Raw genomic sequence first — 15,631 nt, 5'->3', positions numbered from 1 at the left:
GGGGCCGGGACGACCGGGTCCGGGTGGGCCGGGTTCGCGCTGACCGGGTTCGTGCCGCGGCGGATGGTGTCGATCAGCTGCGCGGCCTTGCCGGCCTTGTCGACCATTTCGGGGAAGTAGTCGTAGTCCGCCGGGCCGGTCCCGACCCCGGTGGCCAGGATCAACCCGTCCTCACTGGTGAAGGCCTGGCAGTTGTAGCCCTGCAGCCACCCGCCGCCGCGCAGCGGCTGCAACCGCGAATCGGGGTCGGTGATGTTGCGGCGACGCTGCCCGGCGGCAGCGGTGCGCTCGCCCTGCTTGCGCAGGGCGGTGTCGAGTTCGGCTCGCCGACGCCGCACCAGGTGGTGCTCGTCGACCGGTTTCGGGACGAACCGGCCCCCGCCCCCGGCGGCGGTGCGCCCCCGGAACCGGTCCAGGACCGCCTGCTGGGCGGCGACCGCCTCGGCCAGTCGACGCTCGGCGGCGGCGACCTCGGCCCCGACCGGCACCCGGCCGATCACCGTCTCGCCCGCGTCGAGCCGGGCCAGGTAGTCCTGTGACTTCCCGTCCCGCTCTGACTGTTCGGCCTGCTTCTCCGCGTCGAGCTGCGCCAACGCCTCGGCGAGCCGTGCCGAGCGGGTTCTCGGATCGGCCAACTCCGCCGGCACCTGTCCCGGGCCCGGATCGTCCTCGCCGTAGAGGTCGTCCTCGGCGTCGTCACCGGCGGCGTGCGCGGCCACCGCGGCCGCGGCGATCCGCGCGGCCTCCGCCTCGGCCGCCTTACGGAGCCCGTCCTCGGTGCGGTTGGCGTCCTTCGACGCGTTCGAGGCGATCTTCACCCCGTCCAACGCGATCGTCTCGAGCCGGCCCAACCCCACCGACGCCGCCAGGATCAGTACCTGCGTGAACAGAGCCTCGCAGGCGGTGTGGTTGTCCTTACGGAACCTCGAGATCGTCACGTGATCGGGGGTGTCCCCGGCGCAGATCACCCGGTAGGACACCACCTCCGTGCAGGCCCGCTCGATCTGCCGCGACGACCGCATCCCCCGCGACCACGCCCAGATCAACAGGGTCACCAGCATGTCCGGGTCGTATCCGGCCCGCCCCGCACCCCCGGTGCGGCGCGAGTCGTGAAAGGCACTGGTGTCGAGATGGGTGTCGACGATCTCGATCACCGTCCACACCGGATGCGTGGGCGGTAACCACTCCCGCATGTCCGGCGGCAGAAACTGCTGATCACGATTCACCGGTCGATATCCCTTGGCCACCAACACATTATCCAGGAAATCCCAGGTCAGGGCATGGTGACACGCGGACACGCCGCCCCGGGATTTCGCAACAGCCCCCGGGCGGTTAAGAAGTACTCACGGGTGGGTTCACATGTCGAGGCCGAGATCCAGCACGGTGACGGAATGGGTGAGCGCACCGACCGCGAGGTAGTCGACTCCCGTGCCGGCGTACTCGCCCGCGACGTCCAGCGTGAGACCGCCCGACGACTCCAGCTTGGTGCCGGGCGCGTTCGCGTCGCGGCGTTGCACGGCGATCTGCGTCTGCCACAGCGGGAAGTTGTCGAGCAGCACCAGTTCGACGTTCTCGGCCAGCACCTCGTCGAGTTGCTCGAGGCTGTCGACCTCTACCTCGCACTCGATGTCCGGTGCGGCGGCGCGCACGGCCCGGAGCGCCGCCACCACCGAACCGGCGGCCGCGACGTGGTTGTCCTTGATCAGTGCCGCGTCGCCGAGGCCCATGCGGTGATTGACGCCGCCGCCCACCCGGACGGCGTACTTCTGCAGCGCGCGCAGTCCCGGCAGCGTCTTGCGACTGTCCCGAATCTTCGCCCCGGTGCCCTCGACCGCGTCCACCCAGGCGGACGTCGCGGTGGCGATGCCGGACAGGTGGCACACCAGGTTGAGCATCGTCCGCTCCGCGGTGAGCAGCCCCTGCGTGGGTGCGCTGACCGTCAGCACGGCCTGACCGGGCACGACCCGGGTGCCGTCGGCGACCCGGTCGAGAACCTCGTAGCGGCCCGCCCCGATCACCTCGTCGAGCACCAGCAGTCCCACGTCGAGGCCGGCGACGGTGCCGTGTGCACGGGAGACCACGGACGCCTTGGCCACCGCGTCGGCGGGGACCGTGGACGACGACGTCACGTCCGGTCCGTACCGCAAGTCCTCGTCCAGGGCGAGACGCACGAGCGCACGCACCTCGTCCGCGTCCAGACCGTCGGGAAGGGCATGGTCGGACATCACAGCACTCCTGTCAGTTGGGGTTCGAGAAGCTCGAGTTCGCCGTCGCGCAGGCGGACGTGCGTGCTGCGGCGCCACTCGTCGGACGTCTGCGGGTAGTCGCTGCGGGTGTGGCATCCACGACTTTCGGTCCGCGCAGCGGCGGCGAGTACCAGTGCTGACGCCGTCAGGGTCAGCGCGGCGTCTTCGAGCGCGGTCTCACCCTCGGGCACCGTGCGCGGCGCGCCGGTGAGGGCGGCGGCCACCGCTTCGAGGCCGGCACCGTCCCGGACGACGGACACGTTGCCGGTCATCAACTGCTGCACCAGTTCCCGCGGTGCGGACGGCAGGGCACGCTGCTCGGGGTCGGTTGCCTCGACGCGGACGCCGGCGCGTTCGACGGCCGCGGCGCCGACCCGCTCGCCGACCACCAGGCCTTCGAGGAGACTGTTGGAGGCCAGCCGGTTCGCTCCGTGCAGCCCGGTGCGGGCCACCTCCCCCGCTGCGTAGAGGCCGGGGACGGCGGTGCGTCCGTCGACGTCGGTGACCACTCCGCCGCACGAGTAGTGCGCGGCGGGCGCGACCGGGATCAGATGTTCGCGCGGATCGATCCCGGCTTCCAGGCAGGATGCCGTCACGGTCGGGAACCGCTGCGCGAACCCGGACAGGTGACGCGCGTCGAGGTAGACGTGGTCGTGACCCAGTTTCCGAAGCCTCGACGCGATCGCCCGCGACACGACGTCGCGGGGGGCGAGGTCGCCGCGCGGATGCACACCCGTGGTCACCGAATCGCCGTTCGCGTCGACGAGGATCGCGCCCTCGCCGCGGACGGCCTCGCTGATCAGCGGACGCCGTCCGAGACCGCCGGGGGTGAACAGGACGGTCGGGTGGAACTGCACGAACTCGAGATCGGCGACGGCCGCCCCTGCGTCCAGCGCGAGAGCGATGCCGTCCGCAGTGGCTCCGGGCGGGTTGGTACTGCAGGCGTACAGCTGCCCGAGCCCGCCGGTCGCCAGGAGGACGGCCGGTGTGTGGACGACGCCGAGTCCGCGCGGCGAATCCACGAGCACGCCGGTGACTCCGCGCGCATCCGTGAGCACGCGTACGGCGCAACTGTCGAACAGGACCGGAAGACCGGCGGCACCCAGGGCGCGCTGCACCTCGGCGCCCGTGGCGTCCCCGCCTGCGTGAATGATCCGCCGGGTACTGTGCCCGCCCTCGCGGGTGCGCGAGACGGCGCCGTCACGGCCTCGGTCGAACACCGCGCCCAGATCGGTCAGCGCGGCCACGGCATCACGGCCGCCCGCCACGATCGACCGCACGCCGTCCTCGTCGCACAGGCCCACCCCGGCCTCGCACGTGTCGGCGACGTGCGACTCGACCGAATCGGTGACGGCGTCACCCACCACCGCGATACCGCCTTGCGCGTACTGCGTGGCGGTGTCCGTCGCCCCACCCTTGCTGACGGTGAGCACGGTCAGCCCGCGCAGCGAGGCGGTGCGTGCGGCCGTCAGTCCGGCCACACCACCGCCCACGACCACGAGGTCGGCGTGCTCTTCCCAGGAAATCCCCCGGGCCGGGCTGCTCACTCGCCGCCGCCCGGGTTTCCGATCTCGATCATGCGCTGCACCGACTTGCGGGCACGCTCCGCGGTCGCGAGATCGACGTGAACCTCGTCCTTGCCCTCGAGCAGGCAGCGGAGCAGGGCCGCGGGGGTGATCATCTTCATGTACGGGCAGGACGCGCGGTCGTTGACGGCCTGGAAGTCGACCTCCGGCGCGGCCTTGCGGAGCTGGTGCAGCATTCCGACCTCGGTGGCCACGAGAACCTGCTTCGCCCCGGTCGCGCGGGCGGCGTCGAGCATGCCGCCCGTCGACAGGATCTTCACCTTGTCCGCGGGCACGAACCCTTCGCCGGCCAGGTAGAGAGCCGAGGTGGCGCAGCCGCATTCGGGGTGCACGAACAGTTCGGCACCGGGGTGCGCCTTGGCCTGCGCGGTGAGCTCGTCGCCGTTGATGCCGGCGTGGACGTGGCACTCACCCGCCCAGATCTGCATGTTCTTGCGGCCGGTAACACGCTTGACGTGAGCGCCGAGGAACTGGTCGGGCAGGAACAAGACCTCACGGTCGGGGTCGATCGACGCGACCACGTCGACGGCGTTGGACGACGTGCAGCAGATGTCCGTCAGACCCTTCACCTCGGCGGTGGTGTTGACGTACGACACGACGACGGCGTCGGGGAACTCCGCCTTCCACTCACGCAGCTGATCGGCGTTGATCGAGTCGGCCAGCGAGCAGCCCGCGCGCTCGTCGGGGATCAGCACGGTCTTGGCGGGGCTGAGGATCTTCGCGGTCTCGGCCATGAAGTGCACACCGCAGAACACGATGGTGTCCTCGGGGGCTTCGGCCGCGATGCGCGAGAGTGCCAGGGAGTCGCCGACGTGGTCGGCTACGTCCTGGATGGCGGGCAACTGGTAGTTGTGTGCAAGGAGGGTCGCTCCCCGCTCACGCGCCAGCCGTTTGATCTCGGCAGCCCACTCTTCGCTCGCCTCGACGCCCGCGTAACCGCCGGGACCGTCCTGAATCTGCGGGTTGGTACCCGCCCACAACGTCGTGGTCGTCATGGCTTGCTCCTTCACCGTGAACTCGGGCGGGCTGGCCCGAATTTCCGCAATCGAGGTTTTCGACTTAGGATCGAAAACATGCCCAATAGTAACACCACGCATGAAGTGCTTACCGCGGTGTTCCAGGTTCGCCACTTCCCCGACCACATCACCGCAGGTCAGAGCGGTGATGTGCGTCACGCGGCGGGCACGGGCGAGCTCGCTGTGCTGCTGTGGCAACGGGCCCTCGATCCCCAGGCAGGCGCCTGGTCCCTGCCCGGCGGACTGCTCCACGCGGACGAGGACCTCACGACCTCCGCGCGACGCCAGCTGGCCGAGAAGGTGGACGTGCAGGAGGTCTCCCACCTCGAGCAGCTGTCGGTGTTCAGCGATCCGCATCGAGTGCCCGGCCCGCGCACCATCGCGTCGACCTTCCTCGGGCTCGTCCCCCTCCCCGCCGACCCGCAGCTGCCTCCGGACACCGCGTGGCATCCGGTGTCCGCGCTCCCCGAGACGGCGTTCGACCACGGCACCGTCGTGCGGCACGCGCGGACCCGCCTCGCGGCCAAGCTCTCCTACACCAACATCGCGTTCGGTTTGGCCCCCGACGAGTTCTCCATGTCGACACTGCGTGAGATCTACTGCGCCGCACTCGGGTACCAGGTGGATGCGACCAACCTCCAGCGCGTCCTCGGACGACGTGGGGTGCTGACTCCCACCGGGAACACAGCGCCGTCGGGCCGCACCGGCGGGCGCCCGGCCGCGCTCTACCGGTTCACCGACTCCACCCTGCGGGTGACGGACGAGTTCGCGGCACTTCGACCGCCGAGCTGACCGCGCACGTCAGGCCGCCTCCACACGTCCGGGCGACGGAGTTCGGCGCCGCCACGCCGATGCGATCGCCGACTCCGTGCCGAGCACCGAATCGATGCGGCCGAAGCGGCCGACGACGCGGTCGAGGAGCCGCTCGACCTGCCGGGGGTCGGCCGGATCGGCGGCGACGGCGAGCAGCCGGTGACTGGACATGCCCGGCATGATCCGGACCAGTTCCGCGACGGTGCGGGCGGTCACCGCGACGCACCAGCCGGACTCGAGCAACTCCTGCGCGGTGCGCGTGCCCTGCTCACTACCCGCAGCGGTCACCAGCACGACTCCGCGGATCGGGCGGGCTTCGTTCGTACGCATCATCTTCGCCTCCTGAGGGATCGACACTTCCGATTCCAGGAAAGCGCGGGTACTCGAGTGCGCGATGAGGGCACGCTGTGAGTTCGCCGGGAGCCGGTCTCACGCCTGGGCGAGACCCCGCCAGAACGTGTCCGATGCGGCGGTGACGACTTCGTCCACCGGCGCGCCGTCGAGCATTCCGCCTGCGGCGAGGGTCGCGATCCCGTGGAACGTCGCGAACGCGACGAGGGCGATGCGCGATGCGTACCCGGGTCCGATGTCGCCCGCGGCCTGGGCTTCGGTCACGATCCGAACCGTCAGGTCCATCGAGGCGTGGCCGGCCTCCACGACCTGGGAGGCGGCTCCGGGCGCGTGCTTGTTGCCGTACATGAGGGCCAGCAACTCCCGGTGTGCGAGCGCGAAGCTCACGTAGGCGCCGGCGAGCGCGGCGAAGCGGGCCCGGGCGTGGGGTTCCGCCTGCTCGACGGCGCGTTCGAGGGCGGCGGTGAGGCGCAGGAAACCGGACTCCGCGAGTGCGTCGAGCAGCGCCTGACGGTCCCGGAAGTGCTTGCTGGGTGCGGCGTGGCTGACCCCGGCCTCGCGGGCGAGCTGCCGCAGGGAGAGTCCGTCGACGCCGTCCTTCTCGAGCGTGCTCTCGGCGCGCGCGAGCAGCACCTGGCGAAGACTCCCATGGTGGTAGGGCTGTTCGGCGACGGACATGCCGCTAGCCTAACAAGATGTTGTCATTGACTACATAGATGGCACTGACTACATTCGAGGACACCCCACCGCTAGGAGCAGACATGTCCTTCGACGCATCCGGAACCACCGTCCTCATCACCGGCGCGAGCGCGGGCCTCGGAGTCGAATTCGCCCGCCGGTTCGCCGGCCGGGGTGCAGATCTCGTCCTCGTCGCCCGCCGCGCCGACCGGCTCGAGCAACTCGCCACCGAACTCCGCGCCGCGCACCACGTGTCGGTCACCGTGCTCCCGTTCGACCTCGCGACACAAGGCGCCGGGGAGCGATTGCGCAGCGAACTGACCGCCCGCGACATCCGCGTCGACTCACTGATCAACAACGCGGGATTCGGGACGCACGGAGATTTCGCGTCCGCCGACCTGGAGCGCCTCACCTCCGAGATCCAGCTCAACGTCACCACCCTCGTCGAGCTGTCGCACACGTTCCTGCCCGACCTGCTCCGGGGACGCGGCGCACTCGTGAATGTGGCGAGCACCGCCGCGTTCCAGCCGACTCCCGGCATGGCCGTGTACGGGGCGACGAAGGCGTTCGTCCTCAGCTTCACGGAGGCGTTGTGGGCCGAGGCGCGAGGGACGGGCCTCACCGTGCTCGCCGTCTGCCCGGGCCCCACGCGCACCGAGTTCTTCGACGTCGTCGGCTCCGAGGACGCCGCCGTCGGTCGCATGCAGACCGCGGATCAGGTGGTGACGACAGCGTTGCGCGCCCTGGACCGGCGCAGCACCCCGCCGAGCGTCGTCTCCGGGCTGATGAACTGGGTGTCGTCGATCAGCACCCGATTCGCGACTCGCCGCATCGGCGCTCTCGCCAGCGGGCGCCTCCTCGGGGACGTGCGGATGCGGACCTCGATCACGAAGTAAGGGTCGCGTCGCGCTCTTCCGGCTCGTCGAGTTCGACCGGAGGATCGCCGACGCCGAGATCGTCGTACGGGTTGAGCGCGGCGAGCACCAACGTCACGACGCAGGCGACGAGCGGCTGGAAGATCAGCACCAGGAGGGTCCCGATCCCCGGCGCGACCGCCACGACCGTGCCGGCGGTCGAGGTGTCGGGGTCGGGGAACCGCAGCGCGGCCACACCGATTCCACCGAGCACCATCACACCGGCCCCGACCACACTGCCCGCGAGGACGGCGCCCAGCGCGACCGGGCCGCGACTTCTCCGCGCCGTCCACGCCGCGACCGCGGTGAGGATGCCGACCACCAGGCCCGCACACGCGAACATCCCGATCGCGTCGAACCGGTGCACGCTCTCCCCCGTCAGCGACACCCCGCGGTCGGGGGCGACCACCAGCAGGTGCTCGGGCGGTGCGAGGACTCCCCACAGCACCCCGGCGAGCGCACTCGCCACCACCGTCCCGCAGAAGATTCCGGCGGCAGAGCGAAGCCTGAAGCGCGGGAGCGTGGTCACCCGTCCGACGCTACCGCCGTCCGCCGCAGATCGAGTCGAACACACCGTGGCGGGAACATTTCGCCCACCAGCCGTCCGGGCTGATCTGCACCACCATCCGGCGGCCGCACGCCTCGCAGAAGCGGGGCGGTTCGAGCCCCAGCTGCGCGGCGGTGGGGACGGCGTCGTCCACACCAGGCACCACGCGCCGGCCGGTGTACGGGTTGTAGCGCTCCTCGGGGCGGTCGACCCGATCCTCGGGGCGGTCGCCCATGATCGCCTCTACCATGATCGTCACAGGGTGTCGTTCAGTGCCTTGATCGGCATCTGCAGATCGACGAGCAGGTCGAGATCCTGTTCGGCCGGCCGGCCGAGGGTCGTGAGGTAATTGCCGACGATGACGGCGTTGATGCCGCCGAGGATGCCCTGCCTGGCCCCGAGGTCGCCGAGCGTGATCTCGCGGCCGCCCGCGAACCGGAGGATGGTGCGGGGCAGCGCGAGGCGGAACGCGGCCACCGACTTGAGGGCCTCGCTCGCCGGCAGGACCTCGAGGTCGCCGAACGGGGTTCCGGGGCGCGGATTGAGGAAGTTCAGCGGCACCTCGTCGGGTTCGAGTTCGGCAAGGTTGGCCGCGAACTCGGCGCGCTGCTCGAGGCTCTCGCCCATGCCGAGGATGCCGCCGCAGCACACCTCCATGCCCGCCTCGCGCACCATGCGGAGGGTGTTCCACCGCTCGTCCCACGTGTGGGTGGTGACGACGTTCGGGAAGTGGGACTTCGACGTCTCCAGGTTGTGGTTGTAGCGGTGCACACCCATCGCGGCGAGCTGGTCGACCTGCTCCTGGGTGAGCATGCCCAGTGAGCAGGCGATCTGGATGTCGACCTCGTTGCGGATCGCCTCGATGCCGGCAGCGACCTGGGCGAGCAACCGCTCGTCGGGGCCGCGGACGGCGGCGACGATGCAGAATTCGCTGGCGCCGGATTTGGCGGTCTGCTTGGCGGCCTCCACGAGCGACGGGATGTCGAGCCACGCCGCGCGCACCGGCGACTGGAACAGGCCGGACTGCGAGCAGAAGTGGCAGTCCTCGGGGCAGCCGCCGGTCTTGAGGCTGATGATGCCCTCGACCTCGACCTCGGGACCGCACCACTTCATGCGCACGTCGTGTGCGAGGGCGAGGAGTTCCTCGAGGCTGTCGTCGGGAAGTTGCAGGACCTCGAGCACCTGGCTCTCGTCGAGCGCCTCACCGCGCTCGAGAACCTGCTCACGCGCGAGGGCGAGGATGTCTGTCTGTACCGGGGCCGATGTCACACGTATCTCCTGGAAAATGGGCCGATCACGTGCCGTGGATCGACTGAACCGAAAAATTGAACACCGTACAAGTTGAACGGTGTTCACGTTAGATCCGTGGTGGAATACTGTCAAAGCCGAAGCGGGCTTTTCGACGAGATTGGGAGATCACACAGTGCAATTGCGACGCGGCGACGTACTCGACGGCGCAATGGCCATCCTCGACGAGTTCGGCCTCGCCGACCTCACGATGCGCAGACTCGCGACGGCCCTCGGCGTGCAGCCGGGCGCCCTGTACTGGCATTTCCCCAACAAGCAGACACTGCTCGGGGCCCTCGCCGACAAGATCCTCGAAGACGTCGACGCCCCGGTCACGGCCCCCGGCTGGGACGCGGAGTTCACCGAACTGGCCCACCGGCTCCGCACCGCGCTGCTCGCCCACCGCGACGGCGCCGAACTGGTCTCCGCCACCTACGCGTCCCGGATGACCAACTCCCGGGTCCGGGAAAGCTTCGCAGCAGTCGGCCTGCGATCCGGACTGTCCCGCGAACACGCGGAACTGTCGTCCTACTCGCTGCTGTACTACGTTCTCGGCCACACGGTCGACGAGCAGTCGCGGGCGCAGATGGAGTCGGCAGGCGCCCTCACCCGGGCGGCCCTCTCACCCGACGCGCCGCAGTCCCCGATCGCGGCGTACGACGAGGATCTCCTCGACGGCGATCCGGCGGTCCGGTTCGACTTCGGCCTGTCGCTGTTCGTCGACGGGATTCGCGCACGCTTGAAAGACTCCGCCCACCGCCCCTGAGCGCGCACAATTGAGTCGACGTCGCGTCGTCCACTCGAGGACCGCGCGGCGCCTCCGACGGCCAAGGGACGGACGCGATGACGTCTTCACTCGGCCGCCGCACCGGAACGGTTCTCGCGGCGGCACTCACACTGTCGCTCCTCGGCGCGCCCACCCCGGCGGCAGCACAGACTGGCGGCGATCCGGGTGTCGTCGTCGTCGTGACGCCGGTGGCGCCGGACGCGCAGCCGCCGGGCGTCGCCGACGCCACGTACGTCACCTACTGGACGACGGGGCCGATGAACGAACCGGCGCTCAGCACCGGCGCGGTACTACTGCCCCCCGGTGAGGCGCCGCCCGGCGGGTGGCCCGTCGTGTCCTGGGCCCACGGAACGGTCGGCATCGCTGACAAGTGCGCACCGACGGTGACGGGAAAACTCGTCGGACCGTACGTCCAGCACTGGCTCGACCAGGGCTACGCCGTCGTCGCAACGGACTACGTCGGCCTCGGCACACCCGGTGTGCACCCGTACCTGGACGGCCCGACGGAGGCGCACAGCGTGATCGACATGGTGCGCGCCGCGCGGACCATCACGCCGTCACTGTCGAACCGTTGGGTCGCGATCGGCCAATCGCAGGGTGGCCACGCCGCTCTCGTCGCCGCCTCGATGGCCACGACGTACGCACCCGACCTCGACTTCCGGGGCACCGTCGCCACCGGCGCCCCGTCCAATCTCGAGAACCTCGCACCACTCGTCGGCCCGGGTTTCCCGCAGCTCCCCCTCACCGGAAGCACGGTGTTCGTGGCGTACGCGCTCGCCGGACTACGCGCGTCGCGGCCCGACCTCGACGTCGACAGCTACCTCACACCGCTCGGCGTCGACGTTCTGAATCGCGTCGAATCGCTCTGCTACGAGGAGGCGGCCCCGCAACTCGGCGGGATCTCGATCGGACAGTTGATGTCCCGCCCCCTCGACGACCCGGCGGTCCTGGCGGCGCTGCGCACCACACTGGGAGTTCCCGTGCGGGGCTACGACCGGCCGCTGTTCATCGGACAGGGACTGTTCGACGACGTCGTCCCCATCCCCCTCACCTGGAAACTCACCGCCGACCTCGCCGCGAACGGGCAGCAGTTCGTGTTCCGGACGTATCCGACGGGGCATCTCTACACCATGCCCGCGTCCCTGCCCGATACCAGTGAGTTCGTCCGGAGCCTGTTCAGCTAGTAGTATCCACTGGTAAGACCACTTGACCTCTTACCTGTTGCCGACCTAATGTCGTGGTCATGATGTTCGAGCCGATCGCGCGGAAATCCGCCTCCACCGAAGTCTTCGATCAGATCACCGCGCGTGTGCTGGGCGGCGACCTCGCCGCCGGCGACGCCCTGCCGAGCGAGCGACGCCTGGCCGAAGCCTTCGGGGTGTCCCGGCCCGCGGTCCGGGAGGCGATCCAGAAGCTGGCCCAGGCCGGACTCGTCGAGGTCCGGCAGGGCGACGCCACCTCGGTCCGCGACTTCCGGCAGCACGGCGGGCCCGAGCTGCTGTCCCAGCTGCTGGTCCGCGACGGCGTACCCGATTGGGCGGTGGTCCGGAGCGTTCTCGAGGCCCGGCGGATGATCGGCGTGCAGGTCGCGCGGCTCGCTGCGGGCCGGGCGACCGACGAGTCGGGTGCCGCTCTCCGCGAAGCCGTGGATCACCTCGCCTCCGACAGCGACGCGGTCGCGCAGCAGGTCGGCGCCCTGGCCTTCTGGGAGCGTGTCGTCGACACGGCCGATTCCATCGCATTCCGGCTCATCTTCAACAGCCTCCGCAACGCGTACGAACCGACAATGACGGCGATGGCCGCCGTCATGGTCGCGGAAGTCGGACGCACCGACCTGTATTACGAGCTGGCAGACGCGATCTCCGTACACGACGAAGTCGCCGCGGCACAGATCGCCACCACACTCCTCGACCTCGGAACGGCAGCCGTCACGGCCGTGATCGACGCGCTCCACCACCACGATTCGGAGAAGGACACATGACCACGAAACCTTCCGCAGATCGCCGCCAACGCAGGTCGATCACCCTGCGCGACGCCGCAGACCAGTTCCGCCGCCACCCGTCCCCGTGGATGATCGGCGGCATGCTGGTCGCCGCGGTGGCCGCCCGCCTGATCGTCGGCGACTGGCAGCTGACCGATGCCGTGCTTCCGCTGGTGATGCTGGCCGTGTTCCCGTTCGCCGAATGGGTCATCCACGTCTGCATCCTGCACTGGAAACCCCGAAAGGTCCTGGGCCTCACCGTCGATTCGCTGCTCGCCCGGAAGCACCGCGAGCACCACGTCGACCCCCGGGACGTCCCGCTGGTCTTCATCCCGTGGCAGACGCTGATGTGGCTGATTCCGGTTCTCGTAGCCGTCTCGCTGCTCGCGTTCCCGCGCACCGGACTCGGACTGACCTTCCTGGTGGTGCTGAGTGTCCTGGGCGTCCTTTACGAATGGACGCACTACCTCATCCACAGCGACTACAAGCCGAACTCCCGGCTGTACCGCGCGGTCTGGCGCAACCACCGCCATCACCACTACAAGAACGAGCACTACTGGTTCACCGTCACCACCTCGGGAACCGCCGACCGGATCCTGGGCACCGACCCCGACCCCGAATCGGTCGAGAAGTCGCCCACCGCCCGCAACCTCCACGCCGTGCGCTGACGCGCCCGTGAGTACTTGTTAACGTCGGGCGGTTAATAAGTACTCACGGGTGCCGGAGGCGCTAACCGCGACGAAAGAGCTTGTTGCCCAACCAGACAACCGGGTCGTACCGGCGGTCGACCACCCGCTCCTTCATCGGAATGATGGCGTTGTCGGTGATCTTGATGTTTTCGGGGCACACCTCGGTGCAGCACTTGGTGATGTTGCAGAGTCCGAGACCGAACTCCTCCTGTGCCGCGTCACGACGATCCGCGGTGTCGAGCGGGTGCATCTCCAATTCGGCTACGCGGATAAAGAAGCGTGGGCCGGAGAACGCCGGCTTGTTGTCGTCGTGATCACGGACGACGTGACAGGTGTTCTGGCACAGGAAGCACTCGATGCACTTGCGGAACTCCTGTGACCGTTCGACATCGACCTGCTGCATTCGGTACTCACCCGGCCCGAGCCCCGGCGGCGGGGTGAACGAGGGGATCTCCCGAGCCTTCGCGTAGTTGAACGACACGTCGGTGACGAGGTCCCGGATGACGGGGAACGCCCGCAGCGGCGTCACCGTCACCACCTCGTCTTCCGCGAACGTCGACATCCGCGTCATGCAGAGCAGCCGGGGCTGGCCGTTGATCTCCGCGGAACACGAGCCGCACTTGCCCGCCTTGCAGTTCCATCGCACCGCCAGATCCGGGGTCTGTGTCGCCTGCAACCGGTGGATGATGTCGAGCACCACCTCACCTTCGTTGACGGGAATGGAGTAGTCCTGGAGGGCGCCGCCGTCGGCGTCGCCGCGCCACACCCGGAACCGTGCGTCGTAACCCATCAGGCCTTCCTTCCCGGATGTTCCGCGAGTTCGGCGTCGGTGTAGTACTTGGCCAGTTCCTCGATATCGAAGAGCTCCAGCAGTTCTGCGCGCATCGGCAACTGGGGCTCGCGGGTGACGGTGACGTCGGGTACCACAGCATCGGGATGCGCGGACATGTCGCCGACCACGCTGCACACCAGCAGGGTGTTGCGCCAGTCCGCTTCCATACTGGGGTGGTCGTCGCGGGTGTGTCCGCCGCGGCTTTCCGTGCGCAGCAGTGCCGCCTGCGCGACGCATTCGCTGACCAGCACCATGTTCCGCAGGTCCACGGCGAGGTGCCATCCCGGGTTGAACTGGCGGTGCCCCTCCACCTCCACGCCCCCGATCCGGCCCTTGATCTCGGTGAGTTTCTCCAGGGCGCGGACGATCTCGTCTTCCTTCCGGATGATGCCGACGAGGTCGTTCATGGTCTGCTGCAGTTCGGTGTGGAGCGTGTACGGGTTCTCGGTGGTGCCTCCCTCCCCGACCGCAGGATCGAACGGCGACAACAGCATCCGCGCCGCCGCATCCACCGCGTCCGCGGACACGACCGGCCGTTCCTGCAGCGACTTCACGTACTCCGCCGCCCCCAGTCCGGCGCGACGCCCGAACACGAGAAGGTCGGACAGCGAATTGCCGCCGAGCCGATTGGAGCCGTGCATCCCGCCCGAGCACTCCCCCGCGGCGAACAGACCCGCGACGCTGGACGACCCGCTGTCGGGGTCCACTTCGATGCCCCCCATCACGTAGTGGCAGGTGGGTCCGACCTCCATCTGCTCCTTGGTGATGTCGACGTCCGCGAGTTCCTTGAACTGGTGGTACATCGAGGGCAGCCGCCGGACGATCTCGTCGGCGGGCATCCGCGACGCGATGTCGAGGTATACGCCACCGTGCGGGGTCTGCCGTCCGGCCTTGACCTCGGAGTTGATGGCCCGGGCGACCTCGTCGCGGGGCAGCAGATCCGGTGTGCGGCGGTTGTTGTCGGAATCCTTGTACCAGCCGTCGGCCTCTTCCTCGGTCTCCGCGTACTGGCCTTTGAACACCGGCGGAATGTAGGAGAACATGAACCGGTCGCCCTCGGAGTTCTTCAGGACGCCTCCGTCGCCGCGGACGCCCTCCGTCACGAGGATGCCCTTGACGCTGGGTGGCCACACCATGCCGGTGGGGTGGAACTGGACGAACTCCATGTTGATGAGGTTGGCGCCGGCGCGCAGGGCGAGGGCGTGACCGTCGCCGGTGTACTCCCACGAGTTCGACGTCACCTTGAACGACTTGCCGATTCCACCCGTGGCCATCACGATGGCGGGCGCCTCGAACAGGACGGAACGTCCACTCTCACGCCAGTATCCGAAGGCGCCCGAGATCCGGTCGCCGTCCTTGGTGAGTTCGGAGATGGTGCACTCGGCGAAGATCTTGACCCGGGCCTCGTAGTCGCCGGTGGCGGCGAAATCCTCCTGCTGCAGCGACACGATCTTCTGCTGCATGGTGCGGATCAGTTCGAGTCCGGTTCGGTCACCGACGTGCGCGAGCCGCGGATACGTGTGGCCACCGAAGTTGCGCTGGCTGATCCGGCCGTCCGGGGTCCGGTCGAACAGTGCGCCGTATGTTTCGAGTTCCCACACCCGGTCGGGCGCCTCGCGGGCGTGCAGTTCGGCCATTCGCCAGTTGTTGAGGAACTTGCCGCCGCGCATCGTGTCCTGGAAATGGGTCTGCCACGTGTCCTTCTCGTTGGCGTTTCCCATCGCGGCGGCGCAGCCACCCTCTGCCATGACCGTGTGCGCCTTGCCGAACAGCGACTTGCAGACGACGGCGACGGACAGGCCCTGCTCCCGGGCCTCGATGACGGCTCGCAGTCCGGCGCCCCCGGCACCGATGACCACGACGTCGTACTGGTGCCGTTCGACTTCCGTCATTCCACTCCCTCT

Annotated in this window: 17 protein-coding genes; 6 read left to right on the top strand and 11 right to left on the bottom strand. The window is 69.0% G+C overall.

The window, feature by feature from the left end:
- The 4 genes from ACFWAY_RS28295 to nadA form a co-directional block, all read right to left on the bottom strand.
- The coding region (locus ACFWAY_RS28295; protein ID WP_378512943.1) for a transposase at positions 1–1,226 on the bottom strand (1,226 nt) is incomplete at its 3' end.
- Positions 1,227–1,355: 129 nt separating this feature from the next.
- Positions 1,356–2,225 carry a carboxylating nicotinate-nucleotide diphosphorylase gene (nadC, locus tag ACFWAY_RS28290; RefSeq protein WP_378512942.1) on the bottom strand — a complete coding sequence of 290 codons (870 nt, stop codon included), beginning with the start codon at positions 2,223–2,225 and terminating at the stop codon, positions 1,356–1,358.
- Positions 2,225–3,793 (bottom strand): L-aspartate oxidase, encoded by a 1,569-nt coding sequence (locus tag ACFWAY_RS28285; RefSeq protein WP_378512941.1) that lies wholly within the window; start codon positions 3,791–3,793, stop codon positions 2,225–2,227. The genes nadC and ACFWAY_RS28285 overlap by 1 nt, the downstream gene beginning before the upstream one ends.
- On the bottom strand, positions 3,790–4,827 hold the full coding sequence (nadA, locus tag ACFWAY_RS28280) for a quinolinate synthase NadA (protein WP_378452516.1): 1,038 nt from the start codon (positions 4,825–4,827) through the stop codon (positions 3,790–3,792). The genes ACFWAY_RS28285 and nadA overlap by 4 nt, the downstream gene beginning before the upstream one ends.
- Positions 4,828–4,905: 78 nt before the next feature.
- Between nadA and ACFWAY_RS28275 the strand changes: the two genes are divergently transcribed.
- Complete coding sequence (locus ACFWAY_RS28275; RefSeq protein WP_378452517.1) at positions 4,906–5,640, top strand: NUDIX domain-containing protein; 735 nt, start codon at positions 4,906–4,908, stop codon at positions 5,638–5,640.
- 9 nt (positions 5,641–5,649) lie between these two features.
- On the opposite strand, the gene ACFWAY_RS28270 is transcribed toward ACFWAY_RS28275, so the two are convergent.
- On the bottom strand, positions 5,650–5,994 hold the full coding sequence (locus ACFWAY_RS28270; protein WP_378512940.1) for an SDR family NAD(P)-dependent oxidoreductase: 345 nt from the start codon (positions 5,992–5,994) through the stop codon (positions 5,650–5,652).
- Positions 5,995–6,090: 96 nt separating this feature from the next.
- A complete protein-coding gene (locus ACFWAY_RS28265; protein WP_378512939.1) occupies positions 6,091–6,690 on the bottom strand; it encodes a TetR/AcrR family transcriptional regulator in 600 nt (199 codons plus the stop codon).
- Between the two features lie 83 nt (positions 6,691–6,773).
- Here ACFWAY_RS28265 and ACFWAY_RS28260 point away from each other — a divergent pair, with 83 nt between their 5' ends.
- A complete protein-coding gene (locus tag ACFWAY_RS28260) occupies positions 6,774–7,586 on the top strand; it encodes an SDR family NAD(P)-dependent oxidoreductase (protein WP_378452520.1) in 813 nt (270 codons plus the stop codon).
- On the opposite strand, the gene ACFWAY_RS28255 is transcribed toward ACFWAY_RS28260, so the two are convergent.
- The 3 genes from ACFWAY_RS28255 to bioB are packed head-to-tail and all read right to left on the bottom strand — an operon-like array spanning position 7,576 to position 9,420.
- The gene (locus tag ACFWAY_RS28255; protein WP_378512938.1) at positions 7,576–8,133 is read right to left on the bottom strand and encodes a DUF2567 domain-containing protein; all 558 of its coding nucleotides are present in this window, start codon (positions 8,131–8,133) and stop codon (positions 7,576–7,578) included. The two genes, ACFWAY_RS28260 and ACFWAY_RS28255, sit on opposite strands and share 11 nt — an antisense overlap.
- Before the next feature lie 10 nt (positions 8,134–8,143).
- Positions 8,144–8,410, bottom strand: coding sequence for a hypothetical protein (locus ACFWAY_RS28250; RefSeq protein ID WP_378512937.1), 267 nt, complete (start codon positions 8,408–8,410; stop codon positions 8,144–8,146).
- Complete coding sequence (gene bioB, locus ACFWAY_RS28245) at positions 8,407–9,420, bottom strand: biotin synthase BioB (RefSeq protein ID WP_378512936.1); 1,014 nt, start codon at positions 9,418–9,420, stop codon at positions 8,407–8,409. Before bioB ends, ACFWAY_RS28250 begins: the two co-directional genes overlap by 4 nt.
- 154 nt (positions 9,421–9,574) lie before the next feature.
- On the opposite strand from bioB, the gene ACFWAY_RS28240 reads away from it, so the two are divergent.
- The 4 genes from ACFWAY_RS28240 to ACFWAY_RS28225 all read left to right on the top strand — a co-directional run bounded on the left by ACFWAY_RS28240 (position 9,575) and on the right by ACFWAY_RS28225 (position 12,874).
- Positions 9,575–10,204 (top strand): TetR/AcrR family transcriptional regulator C-terminal domain-containing protein, encoded by a 630-nt coding sequence (locus ACFWAY_RS28240; protein ID WP_005260290.1) that lies wholly within the window; start codon positions 9,575–9,577, stop codon positions 10,202–10,204.
- Positions 10,205–10,281: 77 nt separating this feature from the next.
- On the top strand, positions 10,282–11,409 hold the full coding sequence (locus ACFWAY_RS28235; protein ID WP_378512935.1) for a lipase family protein: 1,128 nt from the start codon (positions 10,282–10,284) through the stop codon (positions 11,407–11,409).
- 59 nt (positions 11,410–11,468) lie between these two features.
- Complete coding sequence (locus tag ACFWAY_RS28230) at positions 11,469–12,206, top strand: FadR/GntR family transcriptional regulator (RefSeq protein WP_378512934.1); 738 nt, start codon at positions 11,469–11,471, stop codon at positions 12,204–12,206.
- Positions 12,203–12,874 carry a sterol desaturase family protein gene (locus ACFWAY_RS28225; protein WP_378512933.1) on the top strand — a complete coding sequence of 224 codons (672 nt, stop codon included), beginning with the start codon at positions 12,203–12,205 and terminating at the stop codon, positions 12,872–12,874. The genes ACFWAY_RS28230 and ACFWAY_RS28225 overlap by 4 nt, the downstream gene beginning before the upstream one ends.
- A 61-nt stretch (positions 12,875–12,935) precedes the next feature.
- On the opposite strand, the gene ACFWAY_RS28220 is transcribed toward ACFWAY_RS28225, so the two are convergent.
- Positions 12,936–13,685, bottom strand: coding sequence for a succinate dehydrogenase/fumarate reductase iron-sulfur subunit (locus ACFWAY_RS28220; RefSeq protein ID WP_378452527.1), 750 nt, complete (start codon positions 13,683–13,685; stop codon positions 12,936–12,938).
- Positions 13,685–15,619: a fumarate reductase/succinate dehydrogenase flavoprotein subunit gene (locus tag ACFWAY_RS28215; RefSeq protein WP_378512932.1), complete on the bottom strand. Its 1,935-nt coding sequence runs from the start codon at positions 15,617–15,619 to the stop codon at positions 13,685–13,687. Before ACFWAY_RS28215 ends, ACFWAY_RS28220 begins: the two co-directional genes overlap by 1 nt.
- Between the last annotated feature and the right edge of the window lie 12 nt (positions 15,620–15,631).

Source organism: Rhodococcus sp. NPDC059968 (assembly GCF_042738615.1).
Classification (GTDB): domain Bacteria; phylum Actinomycetota; class Actinomycetes; order Mycobacteriales; family Mycobacteriaceae; genus Rhodococcus_F.
Note: the sequence above shows the minus strand (reverse complement) of the source record. Positions and strands in the feature narration are given on the sequence as shown.